This is a genomic window from Pseudomonas sp. H1_A03 (genome assembly GCF_054685145.1).
In genome coordinates this window covers 3,180,321-3,197,790 of the sequence record NZ_CP162829.1, presented here as the reverse complement: position 1 = coordinate 3,197,790, position 17,470 = coordinate 3,180,321, and the positions used below count along the sequence as shown (strand labels likewise).

The 17,470-nt window shown below is 60.3% G+C and carries 16 protein-coding genes; 10 read left to right on the top strand and 6 right to left on the bottom strand.

What is annotated here, in order from left to right:
- Positions 1 to 55 precede the first annotated feature (55 nt).
- The 3 genes from AB4O35_RS14785 to AB4O35_RS14775 all read right to left on the bottom strand — a co-directional run bounded on the left by AB4O35_RS14785 (position 56) and on the right by AB4O35_RS14775 (position 3,091).
- The gene (locus tag AB4O35_RS14785; RefSeq protein WP_065872672.1) at positions 56 to 1,714 is read right to left on the bottom strand and encodes a cation acetate symporter; all 1,659 of its coding nucleotides are present in this window, start codon (positions 1,712 to 1,714) and stop codon (positions 56 to 58) included.
- Positions 1,711 to 2,022 (bottom strand): DUF485 domain-containing protein, encoded by a 312-nt coding sequence (locus AB4O35_RS14780; RefSeq protein WP_049709234.1) that lies wholly within the window; start codon positions 2,020 to 2,022, stop codon positions 1,711 to 1,713. Before AB4O35_RS14780 ends, AB4O35_RS14785 begins: the two co-directional genes overlap by 4 nt.
- A gap of 217 nt (positions 2,023 to 2,239) precedes the next feature.
- The gene (locus AB4O35_RS14775) at positions 2,240 to 3,091 is read right to left on the bottom strand and encodes a glycine betaine ABC transporter substrate-binding protein (RefSeq protein WP_065872673.1); all 852 of its coding nucleotides are present in this window, start codon (positions 3,089 to 3,091) and stop codon (positions 2,240 to 2,242) included.
- A 332-nt stretch (positions 3,092 to 3,423) separates the two neighbouring features.
- On the opposite strand from AB4O35_RS14775, the gene AB4O35_RS14770 reads away from it, so the two are divergent.
- Positions 3,424 to 4,977, top strand: a complete 1,554-nt coding sequence (locus AB4O35_RS14770; RefSeq protein WP_065945643.1) for a glycoside hydrolase family 17 protein — start codon at positions 3,424 to 3,426, stop codon at positions 4,975 to 4,977.
- 65 nt (positions 4,978 to 5,042) lie between these two features.
- Here the strand turns inward: AB4O35_RS14770 and AB4O35_RS14765 are convergent, their stop codons facing one another.
- Positions 5,043 to 5,411 carry a hypothetical protein gene (locus tag AB4O35_RS14765; protein ID WP_065872675.1) on the bottom strand — a complete coding sequence of 123 codons (369 nt, stop codon included), beginning with the start codon at positions 5,409 to 5,411 and terminating at the stop codon, positions 5,043 to 5,045.
- 235 nt (positions 5,412 to 5,646) lie between these two features.
- On the opposite strand from AB4O35_RS14765, the gene AB4O35_RS14760 reads away from it, so the two are divergent.
- Together AB4O35_RS14760 and AB4O35_RS14755 are read left to right on the top strand one after the other, a co-directional pair.
- Entirely contained in the window at positions 5,647 to 6,945 is a 1,299-nt protein-coding gene (locus tag AB4O35_RS14760; RefSeq protein WP_065872676.1) for a serine/threonine protein kinase, read from the top strand.
- Complete coding sequence (locus tag AB4O35_RS14755; RefSeq protein ID WP_065872677.1) at positions 6,938 to 7,726, top strand: MlaA family lipoprotein; 789 nt, start codon at positions 6,938 to 6,940, stop codon at positions 7,724 to 7,726. Before AB4O35_RS14760 ends, AB4O35_RS14755 begins: the two co-directional genes overlap by 8 nt.
- A 55-nt stretch (positions 7,727 to 7,781) precedes the next feature.
- On the opposite strand, the gene AB4O35_RS14750 is transcribed toward AB4O35_RS14755, so the two are convergent.
- Positions 7,782 to 8,696, bottom strand: coding sequence for a DUF808 domain-containing protein (locus tag AB4O35_RS14750; protein WP_065872678.1), 915 nt, complete (start codon positions 8,694 to 8,696; stop codon positions 7,782 to 7,784).
- A gap of 134 nt (positions 8,697 to 8,830) precedes the next feature.
- On the opposite strand from AB4O35_RS14750, the gene AB4O35_RS14745 reads away from it, so the two are divergent.
- On the top strand, positions 8,831 to 9,436 hold the full coding sequence (locus tag AB4O35_RS14745; protein ID WP_065872758.1) for a TetR/AcrR family transcriptional regulator: 606 nt from the start codon (positions 8,831 to 8,833) through the stop codon (positions 9,434 to 9,436).
- Positions 9,437 to 9,662: 226 nt separating this feature from the next.
- Positions 9,663 to 10,121 carry an REP-associated tyrosine transposase gene (locus AB4O35_RS14740; protein WP_065872679.1) on the top strand — a complete coding sequence of 153 codons (459 nt, stop codon included), beginning with the start codon at positions 9,663 to 9,665 and terminating at the stop codon, positions 10,119 to 10,121.
- A gap of 133 nt (positions 10,122 to 10,254) precedes the next feature.
- Here the strand turns inward: AB4O35_RS14740 and AB4O35_RS14735 are convergent, their stop codons facing one another.
- On the bottom strand, positions 10,255 to 10,695 hold the full coding sequence (locus AB4O35_RS14735; RefSeq protein ID WP_065872680.1) for a GlcG/HbpS family heme-binding protein: 441 nt from the start codon (positions 10,693 to 10,695) through the stop codon (positions 10,255 to 10,257).
- Positions 10,696 to 10,962: 267 nt separating this feature from the next.
- On the opposite strand from AB4O35_RS14735, the gene gcl reads away from it, so the two are divergent.
- From gcl to pyk, 5 genes are all read left to right on the top strand, one after another.
- Positions 10,963 to 12,738, top strand: coding sequence for a glyoxylate carboligase (gene gcl / locus AB4O35_RS14730; protein WP_065872681.1), 1,776 nt, complete (start codon positions 10,963 to 10,965; stop codon positions 12,736 to 12,738).
- A 10-nt stretch (positions 12,739 to 12,748) separates the two neighbouring features.
- Entirely contained in the window at positions 12,749 to 13,531 is a 783-nt protein-coding gene (hyi, locus tag AB4O35_RS14725) for a hydroxypyruvate isomerase (RefSeq protein ID WP_065945644.1), read from the top strand.
- 173 nt (positions 13,532 to 13,704) lie between these two features.
- Entirely contained in the window at positions 13,705 to 14,595 is an 891-nt protein-coding gene (locus AB4O35_RS14720; protein ID WP_065945645.1) for a 2-hydroxy-3-oxopropionate reductase, read from the top strand.
- Positions 14,596 to 14,680: 85 nt separating this feature from the next.
- On the top strand, positions 14,681 to 15,961 hold the full coding sequence (locus AB4O35_RS14715; RefSeq protein ID WP_065945646.1) for a glycerate kinase type-2 family protein: 1,281 nt from the start codon (positions 14,681 to 14,683) through the stop codon (positions 15,959 to 15,961).
- Positions 15,951 to 17,366 (top strand): pyruvate kinase, encoded by a 1,416-nt coding sequence (gene pyk / locus AB4O35_RS14710; RefSeq protein WP_065945647.1) that lies wholly within the window; start codon positions 15,951 to 15,953, stop codon positions 17,364 to 17,366. Before AB4O35_RS14715 ends, pyk begins: the two co-directional genes overlap by 11 nt.
- The last annotated feature ends 104 nt before the right edge of the window (positions 17,367 to 17,470 follow it).

Sequence of the window (17,470 nt, the reverse complement as noted above, 5' to 3'; positions counted from 1 at the left end):
AGGCAAAAAAATGCCCCAGCGTTTCGGCCGGGGCATTTCTTATTTAGTTACAACCTTAGTGATTAACCGCCCCGCTCGCCCCCAGGCCAGTTTGCGAACGCACAAACTGCGGGAAGTACAGCGCACGCTCTTTCTCTGCCGCCGCCGACTTGTCGGTGATGGAGAAGAACCAGATGCCGACGAACGCAATGATCATCGAGAACAGCGCCGGGTACTCGTACGGGAAGATGGCTTTTTCGTGGTGCAGGATCGAGACCCAGATGGTCGGGCCCAGCACCATCAGGCCAACGGCACTGATCAAGCCCAGCCAGCCGCCAATCATCGCGCCACGGGTGGTGAGGTTTTTCCAGTACATGGAAAGCAGCAACACCGGGAAGTTACAGCTGGCCGCAATGGAGAACGCCAGGCCGACCATGAACGCAATGTTCTGGCTTTCGAACAGGATACCCAGGCCGATAGCCAACACGCCCAAGGCGATGGTGGTGATCTTCGATACGCGAATCTCATCCTTGTCGTTGGTCTTGCCTTTCTTGATCACGCTGGCGTACAGGTCATGGGACACCGCCGAAGCACCGGCCAGGGTCAAACCGGCAACCACCGCGAGGATAGTGGCGAACGCCACGGCCGAGATGAAGCCCAGGAAGATACTGCCACCCACCGCATTGGCCAGGTGCACTGCCGCCATGTTGTTACCGCCCAGCAAGGCGCCTGCCGCATCTTTGAACGCCGGGTTGGTGCTGACGAGCAGGATCGCGCCAAAGCCGATGATAAAGGTCAGGATATAGAAGTAGCCGATGAAGCCAGTTGCATAGAGCACGCTCTTACGCGCTTCCTTGGCGTCGCTTACGGTGAAGAAGCGCATCAGGATGTGCGGCAGGCCAGCGGTACCGAACATCAGTGCCAGGCCCAGGGAGAATGCCGAGATCGGGTCTTTCACCAAGCCGCCGGGGCTCATGATCGCTTCACCTTTAGGGTGAACCTTGATCGCCTCGGAGAACAGGGCGTTGAAGTCGAAGTTGACGTGCTTCATCACCATCAGCGCCATGAACGAGGCACCGGACAGCAACAGCACTGCCTTGATGATCTGCACCCAAGTGGTCGCCAGCATGCCGCCGAACAGCACGTACATGCACATCAAGATACCCACCAGGATGACCGCTACGTGGTAGTCCAGGCCGAACAACAGCTGAATCAGCTTGCCCGCACCAACCATCTGCGCGATCAGGTAGAACGCCACCACCACCAAAGAGCCACACGCGGACAGGCTGCGGATCTGGGTCTGGCCCAGGCGGTAGGAGGCAACGTCAGCAAAGGTGTACTTGCCCAGGTTGCGCAGGCGCTCGGCGATCAGGAACAGAATGATCGGCCAGCCCACCAAAAAGCCGATCGAGTAGATCAGGCCGTCATAACCGGAGGTATAAACCAGTGCGGAAATCCCCAGGAAAGACGCCGCCGACATATAGTCACCGGCAATCGCCAGGCCATTCTGGAAACCGGTGATCTTGCCGCCAGCCGCGTAGTAATCGGCCGCCGACTTGTTGCGCTTGGAGGCCCAGTAGGTGATGCACAAGGTGGCACCGACAAACGCGACAAACATCACGATGGCCGAGATGTTCAGCGGTTGCCTTTGCACTTCACCGGTCAATGCATCCGCCGCCCAGACGGCCGGAGCAAAGAGCGAAGCCCCGAATACTGCCAGTAGACGCCGGATCATTGCGCAGCCTCCTTGAGAATCGCATTGTTCAGGTCGTCAAACTCGCCGTTGGCCCGCCGCACATAGATGCCGGTCAGGATAAAGGCCGACACAATCAGCCCGACACCCAGGGGAATGCCCCAGGTAATCGACGAGCCAGGGCTGAGTTTTGCCCCCAGCACTTGTGGCCCGTAGGCGATCAACAGGATGAAACCGGAGTAAAGCCCTAGCATGATCGCCGAGAGAATCCAGGCGAACCGTTCCCTTTTTCTCACCAGCTCCTTGAAACGCGGGCTGTTTTGAATCGAGAGGTAAATGCTGTCGTTCATTGTTTTTATCCTCGCAGCACAGCTTTTTTATTATTGGTACGTATCCACTGTATGCGGCTGCACAAAGGGTTCCAGACGACCTTAGTATTAGAACGACATGAGGGTTATCGCCAGTTTTGCACTGACTGAATTGACAGGTTTTGACCCAGAAACGACAAAGCCCGCCTGACGACAACGCCAGACGGGCCTGCAAGGTGCTATCTAGACACTTCGGGGTTTATTTACCGACCCACTCGGCAACACGCTCAGGGTGCTTGGCGACCCAATCCTTGGCCGCTGCATCAGGCTTGGCACCTTCTTGTATCGCCAGCATGACTTCGCCGATTTCGTCCTTGGAAGCCCACTGGAATTTCTTCAGGAAGGCTGCGACTTCCGGCGCTTTCTTCTCCAGGCCCTTGCTGCCGATGCTGTTGACGGTTTCAGCAGCACCATAAATCCCTTTTGGATCGTCCAGAAAACGCAGTTTCCACTTGGCGAACATCCAGTGTGGCACCCAACCGGTAACCGCAATGGACTCCTGTTTGTCTTCGGCACGGGTCAGCTCGGCGATCATCGCCGCGCCCGAACTGGCTTGCAGCTTATAGTCGAGGCCATATTGCTTGATGGCTTCGTCGGTCTTGAGCATCACACCTGAACCCGCGTCGATGCCGACGATTTTGTTCTTGAAGGTAGTGTCAGTCTTGAGGTCTTCGATGGACTTGGCCTTGACGTACTCCGGCACGATCAAGCCGATCTTAGCGTCCTTGAAGTTGGGGCCGTAATCGACCACCTTGTCCTTGTTCTTGGTCCAATACTCACCGTGGGTGACCGGCAGCCAGGCAGAAAGCATGGCGTCGAGCTTACCGGTGGCAACACCCTGCCACATGATCCCGGTGGCGACCGCTTGCAGTTTCACGTCATAGCCGAGCTTTTGCTTGATCACCTCTGCCGCCACGTGCGTGGTGGCAACGCTGTCCGACCAGCCATCTACGTAGCCGATGCTCAGGGTTTTGCTGTCGGCGCTGGCCAGTGTGGAGCTCATCGCAACTACCAGAGTGGCAGCTGCGCCCAAGAGTCGTCGCATCTTCATTGTGCTTCCCCGAAAGTGCTGCGCCCAGCGAATGCCGAGCGACGTCAACCTGTTGTTCTGTGGTGCACCGCGCCCCCTTCACGCGCATCGATCCGGCTGCTGCGCCGTCAGTGGAGTGCTGACACCTCGATCATCGACCTGACTGGACTTGGAACCTGCTCTGTCAGCGACCTTGTACAAGCAAGAAACGACATCACATCGCCAGTAGGACGCTTTGTAGGACTTGACGCCAAAATCCCGCCCGAACTTTGCATGTCAAAATTATGCTGCCCCACTGGGACTCGCCAAATCCGGTTAAGATGCGCGCCTTTGCTCTTCCAGATAAGCCGACCATGCCCGCGAATGCCCGCTTCCCTGCCCTGCCCTATTTCTTTGCCTTGCTCCTCGGCCTGTTGGCCCTGATCGGTTACTGGTATGGCCTCGGCCGGCCCGTGGTGTTGCCAGACGTTGCCAGCGCTACGCACAAGATGCAGTGCGCGTCCTACACACCGTTCGACAAAGACCAATCGCCGTTTGACCAGCCGTTCAGGCTGCGCCCTGAACGCATGGACGCCGACCTGGCCCTGCTGGCCACTCGCTTTGAATGCATTCGCACCTACTCCATGACCGGCCTGGAAGCCTTGCCGGACATGGCGCGCAAGCATGGGCTGAAGGTGATGGCCGGCGCCTGGGTCAGCAGCGACCCGGTGGCGACTGAAAAGGAAATCGACCAGTTGATCGCCTCGGCCAACGCCAGCCCGGATGTCGTGACGTCGGTGATCGTCGGCAACGAAGCCCTGCTGCGCAAGGAAGTCACCGCCGCGCAACTGGTAAAGCTGATTCAGAACGTCAAACGCCAGATCAAGCAGCCAGTGACTTACGCGGACGTGTGGGAGTTCTGGCTGCAACACCCGGAAATAGCTCCGGCGGTGGATTTCCTGACCATTCACCTGCTGCCGTATTGGGAAGATGATCCGTCCGGCATCGACCAGGCCCTCAAGCACGTGGGCGATGTGCGCCAGACCTTTGGCAACAAGTTTGCGCCCAAGGACATTCTGATCGGTGAAACCGGCTGGCCCAGCGAAGGCCGCCAGCGCGAAACCGCGGTGCCAAGCCGGGTCAACGAAGCCAAGTTCATGCGCGGCTTTGTGGCCATGGCTGAGGCCAATGGCTGGCGTTACAACTTGATCGAAGCGTTTGACCAGCCCTGGAAGCGCGCCAGCGAAGGCGCCGTAGGTGGTTACTGGGGCCTGTTCGATGCCGATCGCCAGGACAAGGGCATCCTCGCCGGGCCGGTGACCAATGTGCCGTACTGGCCACTGTGGCTGGGCGTGGGTGGGATTATCCTGTTGGGCACCTTGGCGCTGGGTGGGCGTGTACGCAGCACGCGCGCTGCCATTGTCCTGCCGCTGCTGGGGGCAGTCGCCGCCTGCTCCATAGGCACCTGGGCTGAGCTGAGCCGCGTGACCGCACGCTTCAGTGAGGAATGGGTGTGGGCAGGTTTGCTGATGGTGTTGAACTTGTTGGTGCTGGCTCACGCCGCGCTGGCTTTGAGCGCGCGGGAAGGCTGGCGTGAGCGGGCGTTCAACTGGCTGGAGCAGCGTGCAGGCTGGCTGGTGGCGATCGCCGGGTTTGCCGGCGCAGTGATGATGTTGGCGTTGGTGTTCGACCCGCGTTATCGCAGCTTCCCGAGTGCGGCGCTGGTGTTGCCTGCCCTGGTATACCTGGTACGTCCGGTGACGGGGCCGCGTCGGGAGATTGCGCTGCTGGCTTTTATCATCGGTGCCGGCATCGCGCCGCAGTTGTACCGTGAAGGGTTGTTGAACCAGCAGGCTTGGGGTTGGGCGGTGGCCAGCCTGCTCATGGTTGTGGCTTTGTGGCGTTGCTTGCGGGTGCGTAAGGCTTAAGACCGCTTTCGCGAGCAAGTTGAAGCGTCGAACCGCCGCTTCGACTTACTCGCGAAGAGGCCCTATCAAGCAGCCCGAGGCTTCCTGACCAATCGCAACCCCGCAATCACCACCGCAAACACCGCAAACGCAGTGTTGTACAACGCCAGCGCCGGCAACCCGAACACCATCCCCAGCACTGCCAACCCCCATCCCGCACGACCCGGCACGAAAAACGCCAGCACCGACGTAACCAACGCTGCCCAGCCAAGCACCCTGAAGTGAATCATCAGCCCCAGGTTCGAACGCAGCTGACATTCCCAGCGGCTGGCTTCATCGGCGCAGATGCCAACCCACCGGCCATCTTCCATAAAGCCGTAACGCGCGCCATAACTGGCGGCCAGCCACAACGGCAAGGCAATAAGCAGCAAAATCAGCGGCAAACGACGGGACATGGGGTACTCCGATAGGCAAAAACGGCGCTCAGCTTAATGCTCCGGCGGCCGTTAGCAAGGTGTACGCGCAGATAACTGTTCACCAATGCGCGGCAAAGTGTATCTTCTCGCTACTATTACCCCGATTCCGACGTTATTTTCCGACTTTTCGTGCCGAGAGCTGGCACTTCGGTGGCAACGCGGTGGTCATAGCCTGCGAACTTTATTAAGCACGTTTCCTCCTAGGGATTAAGTCATGCTCCGTTCCTTGCGCTGCGCTGCCTTGTTGGGCAGCCTTTTTTTGAGTGCGTCAGCACTGGCCGTCGACATCGACCAGGCCACCTATGGCTTCCCTTTGACGAATCCGTTCGAAGCGACCATCGCCACTACCCCGCCTGACCTTCGGCCGAAATTGCCGAGCGATGACGAGATCAACCAGTCCGACTACACCCTGAACATGCGCCCCGAGCGCGAGTTCAGCCTGCCGGACAACTTCTGGGCGGTGAAGAAACTCACCTACCGCATCGCCAAGCAGGATCGCGCCGCGCCGTTGATCTTCCTGATCGCGGGCACCGGCGCGCGGTTTGACAGCAGCATCAACGAATACCTGAAAAAGCTGTATTACCAGGCCGGTTACCACGTGGTGCAGCTGTCGTCGCCCACCAGCTTTGACTTCATCAGCGCCGCCTCGCGCTTCGCCACCCCGGGTATCACCCAGGAAGACGCCGAGGACATGTACCGCGTGATGCAAGCCGTGCGCGCGCAGAATGCCTCGCTGCCGGTGACCGACTTCTACCTCACCGGCTACAGCCTCGGCGGCCTGGATGCAGCGTTTGTCGCCAAACTCGATGAGACCCGCCGCAGCTTCAACTTCAAGAAAGTGTTGCTGCTGAACCCGCCGGTCAATCTCTACACCTCGATCACCAACCTCGACAAGCTGGTACAGACCGAAGTCAAGGGCATCAACAACACCACCACCTTCTATGAGTTGGTGCTGAACAAGCTGACCCGCTACTTCCAGCAAAAGGGCTACATCGATCTGAATGACGCCCTGCTCTACGACTTCCAGAACTCCAAGCAGCACCTGACCAACGAACAGATGGCCATGCTGATCGGCACCTCGTTCCGCTTCTCGGCCGCTGACATCGCCTTTACCTCGGACCTGATCAACCGCCGCGGCCTGATCATCCCGCCGAAATACCCGATCACCGAAGGCACCAGCCTCACGCCGTTCCTCAAGCGTGCGCTGCAATGCGACTTCGACTGCTACCTCACCGAACAAGTGATCCCGATGTGGCGCGCGCGTTCCGACGGCGGCAGCCTGTTGCAACTGGTCGACCAAGTCAGCCTGTACGCCCTCAAGGACTACCTGCACACCAACCCGAAGATCGCCGTCATGCACAACGCCGACGACGTGATCCTCGGCCCAGGTGACCTCGGTTTCCTGCGTGAAACCTTCGGCGATCGCTTGACCGTCTACCCGCTGGGCGGCCACTGCGGCAACCTTAATTACCGCGTCAACGCCGACGCCATGCTGGAGTTCTTCCGTGGCTAAATATCTTCTGCTGCTTGCCGCCTTGATGTGCGCAGGCGTGGCCAATGCCGACAACAGCAAGGCTCACGAACCCACCGTGGTTGGCTCAGACGGCTTCAAGGAGCCACTGACCAAGCTCAAGTTCAACCCGGGCCTGGACCAGCGTGAATTCGAGCGTTCAACGCTCACCGCGCTCAACGTCTACGACCCGCTGGAAGCGTGGAACCGTCGCGTGTACCACTTCAACTACCGCTTCGACCAATGGGTGTTCCTGCCCGTGGTCGACGGTTACCGCTACGTCACCCCAAGTTTCCTGCGCACCGGCGTGAGCAACTTCTTCAACAACCTGGGCGACGTACCGAACCTGTTGAACAGCCTGCTGCAGCTCAAGGGCCACCGCTCCCTGGAAACCACCGGGCGCCTGTTGGTCAACACCACCATCGGCATCGCCGGCCTGTGGGACCCTGCTACCGCCATGGGCCTGCCGCGCCAGAGCGAAGACTTCGGCCAGACCCTGGGCTTCTACGGCGTGCCTGGCGGCGCGTACCTGGTGCTGCCGGTCTTCGGCCCCTCAAACCTGCGCGACACCGGTGGCTTGCTGGTCGACTACACCGCCGAAACCCAAATCAACTTCCTCAATGTGGCTGAAGTCAGCTCCAACCACCCGGAAATCTGGGCCCTGCGCGCGGTCGACAAGCGCTACCAGACCAGCTTCCGGTATGGTCAGATGAACTCGCCGTTCGAGTATGAGAAGGTGCGGTACATCTATACGGAATCGCGCAAGTTGCAGATTGCGGAGTAATCAGCGCCACAAAAAAAGGCCATTCGGTTGAATGGCCTTTTTTATTGCGATTGGATCAAGCCTTCGCGGTTTTCCAGAGCTTACCCACTGCGCTGACAACGGCCAGCACCACCGCCCCCGCAACAATCCCCGCCACGCCATTCAGCAGCGTCGGCACCAACCATGCCACGCTACCCGCGCCCTGGCTGACCGTCTCGATCCAGTGATGCACCACGGGTACGCCATGGGTGAGAATCCCACCGCCCACCAGGAACATCGCTGCCGTGCCGATGACCGACAGGCTCTTCATCATGTAAGGCGCCGCGCGCAGGATGGCACCACCGATACTGCGTGCCACCTGGCCAGGCTTCTGGGTGAGCCACAAACCCAGGTCATCCAGCTTGACGATGCCGGCCACCAGCCCGTAGACGCCCACGGTCATGACGATGGCAATGCCCGACAGCACAACCACCTGCTGCATCAATGGCGCGTCAGCCACGGTGCCAAGGGTGATGGCGATGATTTCGGCGGAGAGGATGAAGTCGGTGCGGATTGCGCCCTTGATCTTGTCCTTTTCGAAGGCCACCAGGTCGGTCGCCGGGTCGCCAACAGCTTCGACCAACTGGGCGTGTTCAGCTTGATCTTCATCCTTGCTGTGCAGGAACTTGTGCGCGAGCTTCTCAAAGCCTTCGAAACACAGGTAGGCACCGCCAAGCATCAACAAAGGCGTCACCGCCCAAGGCGCAAATGCGCTGATCAACAGTGCGGTGGGCACCAGGATCAATTTATTGATAAACGAGCCCTTCGCCACCGCCCACACCACGGGGATTTCCCGCTCGGCCCGCACCCCGGAGACCTGCTGGGCGTTGAGTGCCAGGTCGTCACCCAGCACGCCGGCAGTCTTCTTCGCCGCCATTTTTGTCATCAGGGCAACGTCATCGAGTACGGCGGCGATATCGTCGATCAACACCAACAAGCTGCTTCCTGCCATGAATCGGACTTCCGTAAGAGTGAGATGGCGCGAGCATAACGCGGCGCACAGCTTTGCGGGCACATTGTTGAGGCTCGCGGATGGCCGGTGCTACCATGCGCAACCGCCTGTACTGGCAAGGAAACCTCTGGTTTATGAGCACCATTCGCGAGCGCAACAAAGAAAAGATCCTGCGGGCGGCCAGCGAGGAGTTTGCCGACAAAGGCTTCGCCGCGACCAAAACCAGCGACATCGCCGCCAAGGCCGGGCTGCCCAAGCCCAACGTGTACTACTACTTCAAGTCCAAGGACAACCTCTACCGCGAGGTGCTCGAAAGCATTATCGAGCCGATCCTGGCCGCTTCCACGCCGTTCAATCCTGAGGGCGAGCCTTCGGTGGTGCTGAGCAACTACATCCGCTCGAAGATCCGCATTTCCCGTGACCTGCCGTTTGCCTCAAAGGTCTTCGCCAGCGAAATCATGCACGGCGCGCCGCACTTGAGCGCTGATCAGGTCGAACAACTCAACGCCCAGGCCAAACACAACATCGCGTGCATCCAGAGCTGGGTGGATCGCGGCCTGATCGCAGCGATTGACCCCCATCACTTGATGTTCAGCATCTGGGCGGCGACGCAGACATATGCGGATTTTGACTGGCAGATCTCGGCGGTGACCGGGAAGACCAAGTTGGATGAGGCAGATTATGAGGCGGCGGCATTGACGATTATTCGGTTGGTGTTGAAGGGGTGTGAGTTGGACTGAGAGACCGGGGGTGCCTGTGCCATTCGCGAGCAAGTCGAATCGTCGCACCGCTGCTCCCACAGTTGATCCGCGCCAGACACACAATGTATGAACACAGCAGATCCAATGTGGGAGCGGGCTTGCTCGCGAATGCGCCCTCCCAGACACATCCTGCCAAAAGCCTGCCATTCAGCATCAGCCACCTGGATCTAGCCTCTCAGAACCCCCACTGAAGAGAGGCCATGGAATGCCTGATTTAGCTACGTCACATCGCCTGCGTATCGGGCTCTTCAGCGAACCCAACCGCATTTACCTGATTACCACCAATACCCACGAACGTGTGCCGATATTCAGTGACTTTCATCTGGGCCGTTTGGTGGTCTGGCAATTCAGGCTTGCCCAGTATCAAGGATTAGCAAACTCGCTAGCCTGGGTGGTGATGCCCGACCATTTCCACTGGCTGCTCGAACTACAAAAAGGCTCACTGGGGGATCTGATGTGCCAAGTGAAATCCAAAAGCACTCGAAGCGTAAACGGGGCTACCGGGCGCAAAGGTCGGCTTTGGCAAACCAGCTTTCATGATCGCGCGCTGCGCAAGGAAGATGACTTGGTGAAAATGGCCAGGTATGTGGTGGCCAATCCATTGCGCGCCGGGCTGGTGACGCGGATTGGCGACTATGCGTTGTGGGACGCGATTTGGGTTTAGAGCCGGGACCGAGCTGCCGCCTTCGCGAGCAAGCCCGCTCCCACATTTGACCGTATTCACAAATATAGATGTGTGAACCCAATCAAGTGTGTGCGGGCTTGCTCGCGAAAAGGCCATATCAGTCAACCAAAAATCAAGCAGACACCCCCGCATCCGCCATCAACCCCACCCCCTCAATCGCTGTAATCGCACACTGCTCATCAATATCCGACGTATCCCCGCTGATCCCGATCGCCCCCAGCACCACACCCTCGTGACTTCGAATCAACACCCCGCCCGGCGCGGGTACTACGCTGCCCTGCCCCAAACTGTTCAACGCCGCGATAAACGCCGGGCGCTGCTGCGCGTCCAGCGCCAACAGGCGTGAGCCTTTGCCCAGGGCTATCGCGCCCCAAGCCTTGCCGATGGCGATTTGCGGGCGCAGTAGGCTGGCGCCGTCTTCGCGTTGCAACGTGACCAGATGGCCGCCGCTGTCGAGTACTGCGATGGTCAGCGGCGCCGCCGCAATGGTGCGCCCTGCGCTGAGGGCCTGGCTGACCAGTTGGGTGGCGAGTTTCAAGGTTAAAGCGCTCATGGTGCCGTCCTTCTTTTGTTATTGGGAAAGCGGTGGAGGTCTGAGAGATCAGATGCTCGATCAAGCAAATAGAACACAATGATATTTATTTTTGTATACAATATTTTCAAACAAAGTCGCCATACGTCGATAAAACTCGCTCTTAAGGCCATCCGACGAACGCGCAGGCCAGAAAATAAAATGCATTGACCTGCGCGGGCGGCCGTGAATACACTTCAAGTAGAAACCACTTGTATACAATTACAAAACGCAAGAGGCACCAAAACAATGAGCAAAATGAGAGCAATCGAAGCCGCCGTCCTGGTGATGCGCCGTGAAGGCGTGGACACCGCCTTCGGTATCCCAGGCGCCGCGATCAATCCGCTGTACTCGGCCTTGCAGAAGGTGGGTGGCATCGATCACGTCCTTGCTCGCCACGTTGAGGGCGCCTCGCACATGGCGGAGGGGTACACTCGCACCAAGGCCGGTAATATCGGCGTGTGCATCGGCACCTCGGGCCCGGCGGGCACTGACATGGTCACCGGCCTCTACAGCGCCTGGGCTGACTCGATCCCGATCCTGTGCATCACCGGCCAAGCACCCCGCGCCCGTATGCACAAGGAAGATTTCCAGGCCGTCGACATCACCAGCATCGTCAAGCCAGTGACCAAATGGGCGACCATGGTGATGGAGCCCGGCCAAGTGCCCTACGCGTTCCAGAAAGCCTTCTATGAAATGCGCTCCGGCCGCCCAGGTCCGGTGCTGATCGACCTGCCGTTCGACGTGCAGATGGCCGAGATTGAATTCGATATCGATGCCTACCAACCGTTGCCACTGGCCAAGCCACGGGCAACCCGCATCCAGGTCGAAAAAGCCCTGGCCTTGCTGGACCAGGCCGAACGCCCACTGCTGGTCAGCGGTGGCGGCGTGATCAATGCCGACGCCAGCGAGCTGCTGGTTGAATTTGCTGAGTTGACGGGTATCCCTGTGATCCCGACGCTGATGGGCTGGGGCACCATCCCGGACGATCACCCGCAGATGGTCGGCATGGTCGGCCTGCAAACCTCCCACCGCTATGGCAACGCGACGATGCTCAAGTCGGACGTGGTGCTGGGCATCGGTAACCGTTGGGCCAACCGCCACACCGGTTCGGTGGAGGTCTACACCGAAGGCCGCACATTCATTCACGTCGACATTGAGCCGACGCAGATTGGCCGCGTGTTCACCCCAGACCTGGGCATCGTTTCCGACGCAGGCTCGGCACTGACGATGTTCATTGAAGTGGCCCGCGAGTGGAAAGCCGCTGGCAAGCTCAAGGATCGCAGCGCCTGGTTGAATGACTGCCAGCAGCGCAAAGCCACCCTGCACCGCAAGACCCACTTCGACAACGTGCCGGTCAAGCCGCAGCGCGTGTACGAAGAGATGAACCAGGTGTTCGGCAAAGACACGTGCTACGTGAGCACCATCGGCCTGTCGCAGATTGCCGGCGCGCAGTTCCTGCATGTGTACAAGCCACGCCACTGGATCAACTGCGGCCAGGCCGGCCCGTTGGGCTGGACCATTCCGGCGGCGCTCGGCGTAGTCAAAGCCGACCCGAGCCGCAAAGTGGTGGCGTTGTCCGGCGACTATGACTTCCAGTTCATGATCGAAGAGCTGGCGGTGGGCGCGCAGTTCAAGCTGCCGTACATCCACGTGGTGGTGAACAACTCCTACCTGGGCCTGATCCGCCAGGCCCAGCGCGGGTTTGAAATGGACTACTGCGTGCAGTTGTCCTTCGACAACCTCAACGCCCCGGAACTCAACGGTTACGGCGTGGACCACGTGGCCGTCGCCGAAGGCCTGGGTTGCAAGGCCCTGCGCGTGTTCGAGCCAAGCCAGATCGCGCCTGCCTTGCGCCGCGCCGAGGAAATGATCGAAGAATTCAAGGTCCCGGTGATCGTTGAGATTATTCTGGAGCGCGTGACCAATATTTCCATGGGCACCGAGATCAACGCCGTCAACGAATTCGAAGATCTGGCACTGGTCGGCAACGATGCGCCGACTGCCATTTCCCTGCTCGATTAAGGAGAACCTTATGCCGCGTTTCGCCGCCAACCTGTCCATGCTGTTTACCGAACAGGACTTCCTTGCTCGCTTCAAAGCGGCCGCCGATGCTGGCTTCGAAGGTGTCGAGTACCTGTTCCCCTACGAATTCAGCTCCGCTGAAATCAAGGCGCAACTCGACGCCCATGGCCTGACCCAAGTGCTGTTCAACCTGCCGGCCGGCGACTGGGCGAAGGGCGAACGCGGCCTGGCCTGCCACCCGGACCGCGTCGAGGAGTTCCGAGCTGGGGTCAAGCTGGCGATTGCCTACGCCGAAGTGCTGGGCAATACCCAGATCAACTGCCTGGCGGGCATTCGGCCACAAGGCGTGGATGATGAAACCCTGGAAAAAACCTTTGTCGCCAACCTCAAGTACGCCGCCGACAAGCTGCAAGCGGTGGGCATCAAGCTGGTGATGGAAGCGATCAACACCCGCGACATCCCGGGTTTCTACCTGAACAACACGGCGCAGGCCCTGTCGATTCGCGAGCAAGTGAGCAGCGCCAACCTGTTCCTGCAATACGACATCTATCACATGCAAATCATGGAAGGCGACCTGGCCCGCACCATGGCCGCGCACCTGGGTGAGATCAACCACATCCAGCTGGCGGACAACCCGGGGCGCAATGAGCCGGGGACTGGGGAGATCAACTACCGCTTCCTGTTCGAACATTTGGACCGGATTGGGTACCCGGGGTGGGTTGGCTGTGAGTACAAGCCGTTGACCACCACCGAAGCCGGTTTGGGCTGGCTCAAAACCCACAACGCCATCTAACAGACACAACACAAAACAATGTGGGAGCTGGCTTGCCTGCGATAGCGGTGTAGCAGGCAATCAGTCTGTAACTGAACGATTGCCATCGCAGGCAAGCCAGCTCCCACAGTAGATCTTCGGTGTTTGGCAGACCGAGCTGGGCCTGCCTATCGAATAACAAGAGGATTTTCATCATGGCTAAAATCGGATTTATCGGCACCGGCATCATGGGCCAACCCATGGCCGCCAACCTGCAAAAAGCAGGTCACCAACTGTTCCTGTCCGAGCACCACGGCAAGGCCCCGCAAGCGCTCATCGACGCCGGCGCCGTGGCCCTGGCCAACCCGCAGCAAGTGGCGCAGGAAGCCGAGTTCATTATCGTCATGGTCCCCGATACCCCGCAGGTCGACGACGTGCTGTTCCGCGCCGACGGCGTGGCCGCAGGCCTGTCGCCCAACAAGGTAGTGATCGACATGAGTTCGATCTCTCCCACGGCGGCCAAGGCTTTCGCGGCCAAGATCAACGCCGCTGGCGCGCAGTACCTCGACGCGCCGGTATCCGGTGGTGAAGTCGGCGCCAAGGCCGGCACACTGAGCATCATGATCGGTGGCGAGCCACAGACCTTCGAACGCGCCCTGCCGCTGTTCCAGGCCATGGGCAAGAACATCACCTTGGTGGGTGGCAATGGCGATGGCCAGACCGCCAAGGTCGCCAACCAGATCATCGTCGCGCTGAACATCCAGGCGGTGGCCGAAGCACTGCTGTTCGCCGCCAAGAACGGCGCCGACCCGGCCAAAGTGCGTGAAGCGCTGATGGGGGGCTTTGCGTCATCGAAGATCCTTGAAGTGCATGGCGAACGCATGATCAAGGGCACCTTTGATCCGGGCTTCCGCATCAATCTGCACCAGAAGGACCTCAACCTGGCGCTGGCCGGTGCCAAGGAGTTGGGGATCAACCTGCCGAACACGGCGGGTACGCAGCAGGTGTTCAGTACCTGCGCTGCCATTGGCGGCGGTAACTGGGACCATTCGGCGCTGATCAAGGGCCTGGAGCATATGGCGAATTTCTCGATTCGCGATAAGTAAGACACACAGCTCCCACATTTGATCGCATTCCAATACTCAAGTTTGCTGCACACCTAATAACAAGAATCCCCCCGGGAGCCCGCTTATGTCGGTCGATCCGCAACACCTGCTTCGCGAGCTGTTTGCCACAGCTATCGACGCCGCCCACCCCCGGCACGTGCTTGAACCCTGCCTGCCCGCCGACCGCAGTGGCCGTGTGATCGTGATCGGCGCCGGCAAGGCTGCCGCCGCGATGGCCCTTGTGGTCGAGAATTGCTGGCAGGGCGAAGTCACTGGCCTCGTCGTCACCCGCTACGGTCACGGCGCGCCGTGCCAAAAAATCGAAGTGGTCGAAGCCGCTCATCCCGTGCCCGATGCGACCGGCCTGGCCGTGGCCAAGCGCGTGCTGGCGTTGATCAGCGACCTGACCGAAGACGACCGCGTGATCTTCCTGCTGTCCGGCGGCGGCTCGGCGTTGCTGGCCCTGCCCGCCGAAGGCATCACCCTGGCCGACAAGCAGGCCATCAACAAAGCCCTGCTCAAATCCGGCGCGACCATTGGCGAGATGAACTGCGTGCGCAAGCACCTTTCGGCCATCAAGGGCGGCCGCCTGGCGAAAGCGGCATGGCCCGCGACGGTCTACACCTACGCGATTTCCGACGTGCCGGGTGACCAGGCCACGGTGATCGCCTCCGGCCCCACGGTCGGTGACCCGAGCACCTCACAGCAGGCCCTGGCGATCCTCAAGCGCTACAACATCGAAGCCCCCGCCTCGGTGCGCAGTTGGTTGCAGAACCCAGCCTCGGAAACCGTCAAGCCCGGTGATCCGGTGCTCGCCCGCAGCCACTTCCAACTGATCGCGCGCCCACAGCAATCGCTTGAAGCGGTCGCGGTAAAAGTCCGCCAGGCCGGTTTCAGCCCGTTGATCCTCGGCGACCTTGAGGGCGAAGCGCGGGACGTGGCCAAGGTGCACGCCGGCATCGCCCGGCAGATCGTGCAGCACGGCCAGCCACTGGCAGCGCCATGCGTGATCCTGTCCGGCGGCGAAACCACCGTGACCGTGCGCGGCAATGGCCGTGGCGGGCGCAATGCGGAATTCCTGTTGAGCCTGACCGACAGCCTCAAAGGCTTGCCCGGCGTGTACGCCCTGGCCGGTGACACCGACGGCATCGACGGTTCGGAGGACAACGCCGGCGCCATCATGACGCCGTGCAGTTATGCCCGCGCCGAAGCCCTGGGCCTGTCAGCCAGCGACGAGCTGGACAACAACAATGGCTACGGCTACTTCGCCGCCCTCGACGATTTGATCATCACTGAGCCGACGCGCACCAACGTCAACGACTTCCGCGCCATCCTGATTCTTGAGACTGCCCACCATGACGTCTGACAAGAAGGTCAAAATCCTCGCCACCCTGGGCCCGGCCACCGACGGTATCGATGACATCCGCGAGCTGGTGGAAGCCGGGGTGAATATTTTCCGGCTCAATTTCAGCCACGGCGATCACGCCGACCACGCCCAGCGCTTCCAGTGGATTCGCCAAGTCGAACGCCAGTTGAATTACCCGCTGGGCATCCTCATGGACCTGCAAGGGCCGAAGCTGCGGGTCGGGCGTTTTGCCGAGGGCAAGGTGCAACTAGTGCGCGGCCAGGCCTTGCGCCTGGACCTGGACCCGACGCCGGGTGATCAGTGCCGGGTCAACCTGCCCCACCCGGAAATCATCGCGGCGCTGGAACCGGGCATGGACCTGCTGCTGGACGACGGCAAGCTGCGCCTGCGGGTAATCACCAAACACGCGGACGCCATCGACACCACGGTGCTGAATGGCGGCGAATTGTCTGATCGTAAAGGCGTCAACGTCCCACAAGCCTTGCTGGAACTCAGCCCACTGACCGCCAAGGATCGGTGCGATTTGAGCTTCGGCCTGGAGCTGGGTGTGGACTGGGTGGCGCTGTCATTCGTGCAACGCCCGGAAGATATCCGCGAAGCCCGCGAGTTGATCGGCGACAAGGCGTTTCTGATGGCGAAGATCGAGAAGCCGTCCGCCGTGCAGCACCTGCGGGAAATCGCCGAACTCAGCGACGCGATCATGGTGGCCAGAGGGGACCTCGGCGTGGAGGTGCCGGCAGAAAGCGTGCCGCAGATCCAGAAAGACATCATCAGCACCTGCCGCCAGTTGGGTAAGCCGGTGGTGGTGGCCACACAGATGCTTGAATCCATGCGCTTCTCCCCAGCGCCGACCCGTGCCGAGGTAACGGACGTCGCCAACGCCGTGGCCGAAGGGGCGGACGCGGTGATGCTGTCGGCCGAAACCGCGTCCGGCGAGTACCCGCTGGAAGCCGTGCAGATGATGAGCAAGATCATCCGCCAGGTGGAAAACGGCCCGGATTACCAAACCCAGCTGGATGTCAGCCGGCCCAAGGCGGATGCCACGGTGTCGGACGCCATCAGCTGCGCGATCCGCCGCATCAGCAGCATCCTGCCGGTGGCGGTGCTGGTGAACTACAGCGAGTCCGGCAGCTCCAGCTTGCGCGCGGCGCGGGAACGGCCGGTGGCGCCGATCCTCAACCTCACGCCGAACCTGTCCACGGCGCGGCGGTTGAGCGTGGCGTGGGGCGTGCATTCGGTGGTGAATGATCGGCTGCGCCAGGTGGATGAGGTGTGTTCCACGGCGCTGGAGATTGCCCAGGCACAAGGCATGGCGCAGCGCGGGGATACGTTGGTGATTACGGCGGGGGTGCCGTTCGGGCAGCCGGGCTCGACCAACTCACTGCGTATCGAGACGTTGATTTAGCGTCTGTAAGGGCCCCTTCGCGAGCAAGCCCGCTCCCACATTCGATCGCGTTCAGTCAGGTAAAACGCGGTCGAAAGTGGGAGCGGGCTTGCTCGCGAAGGGGG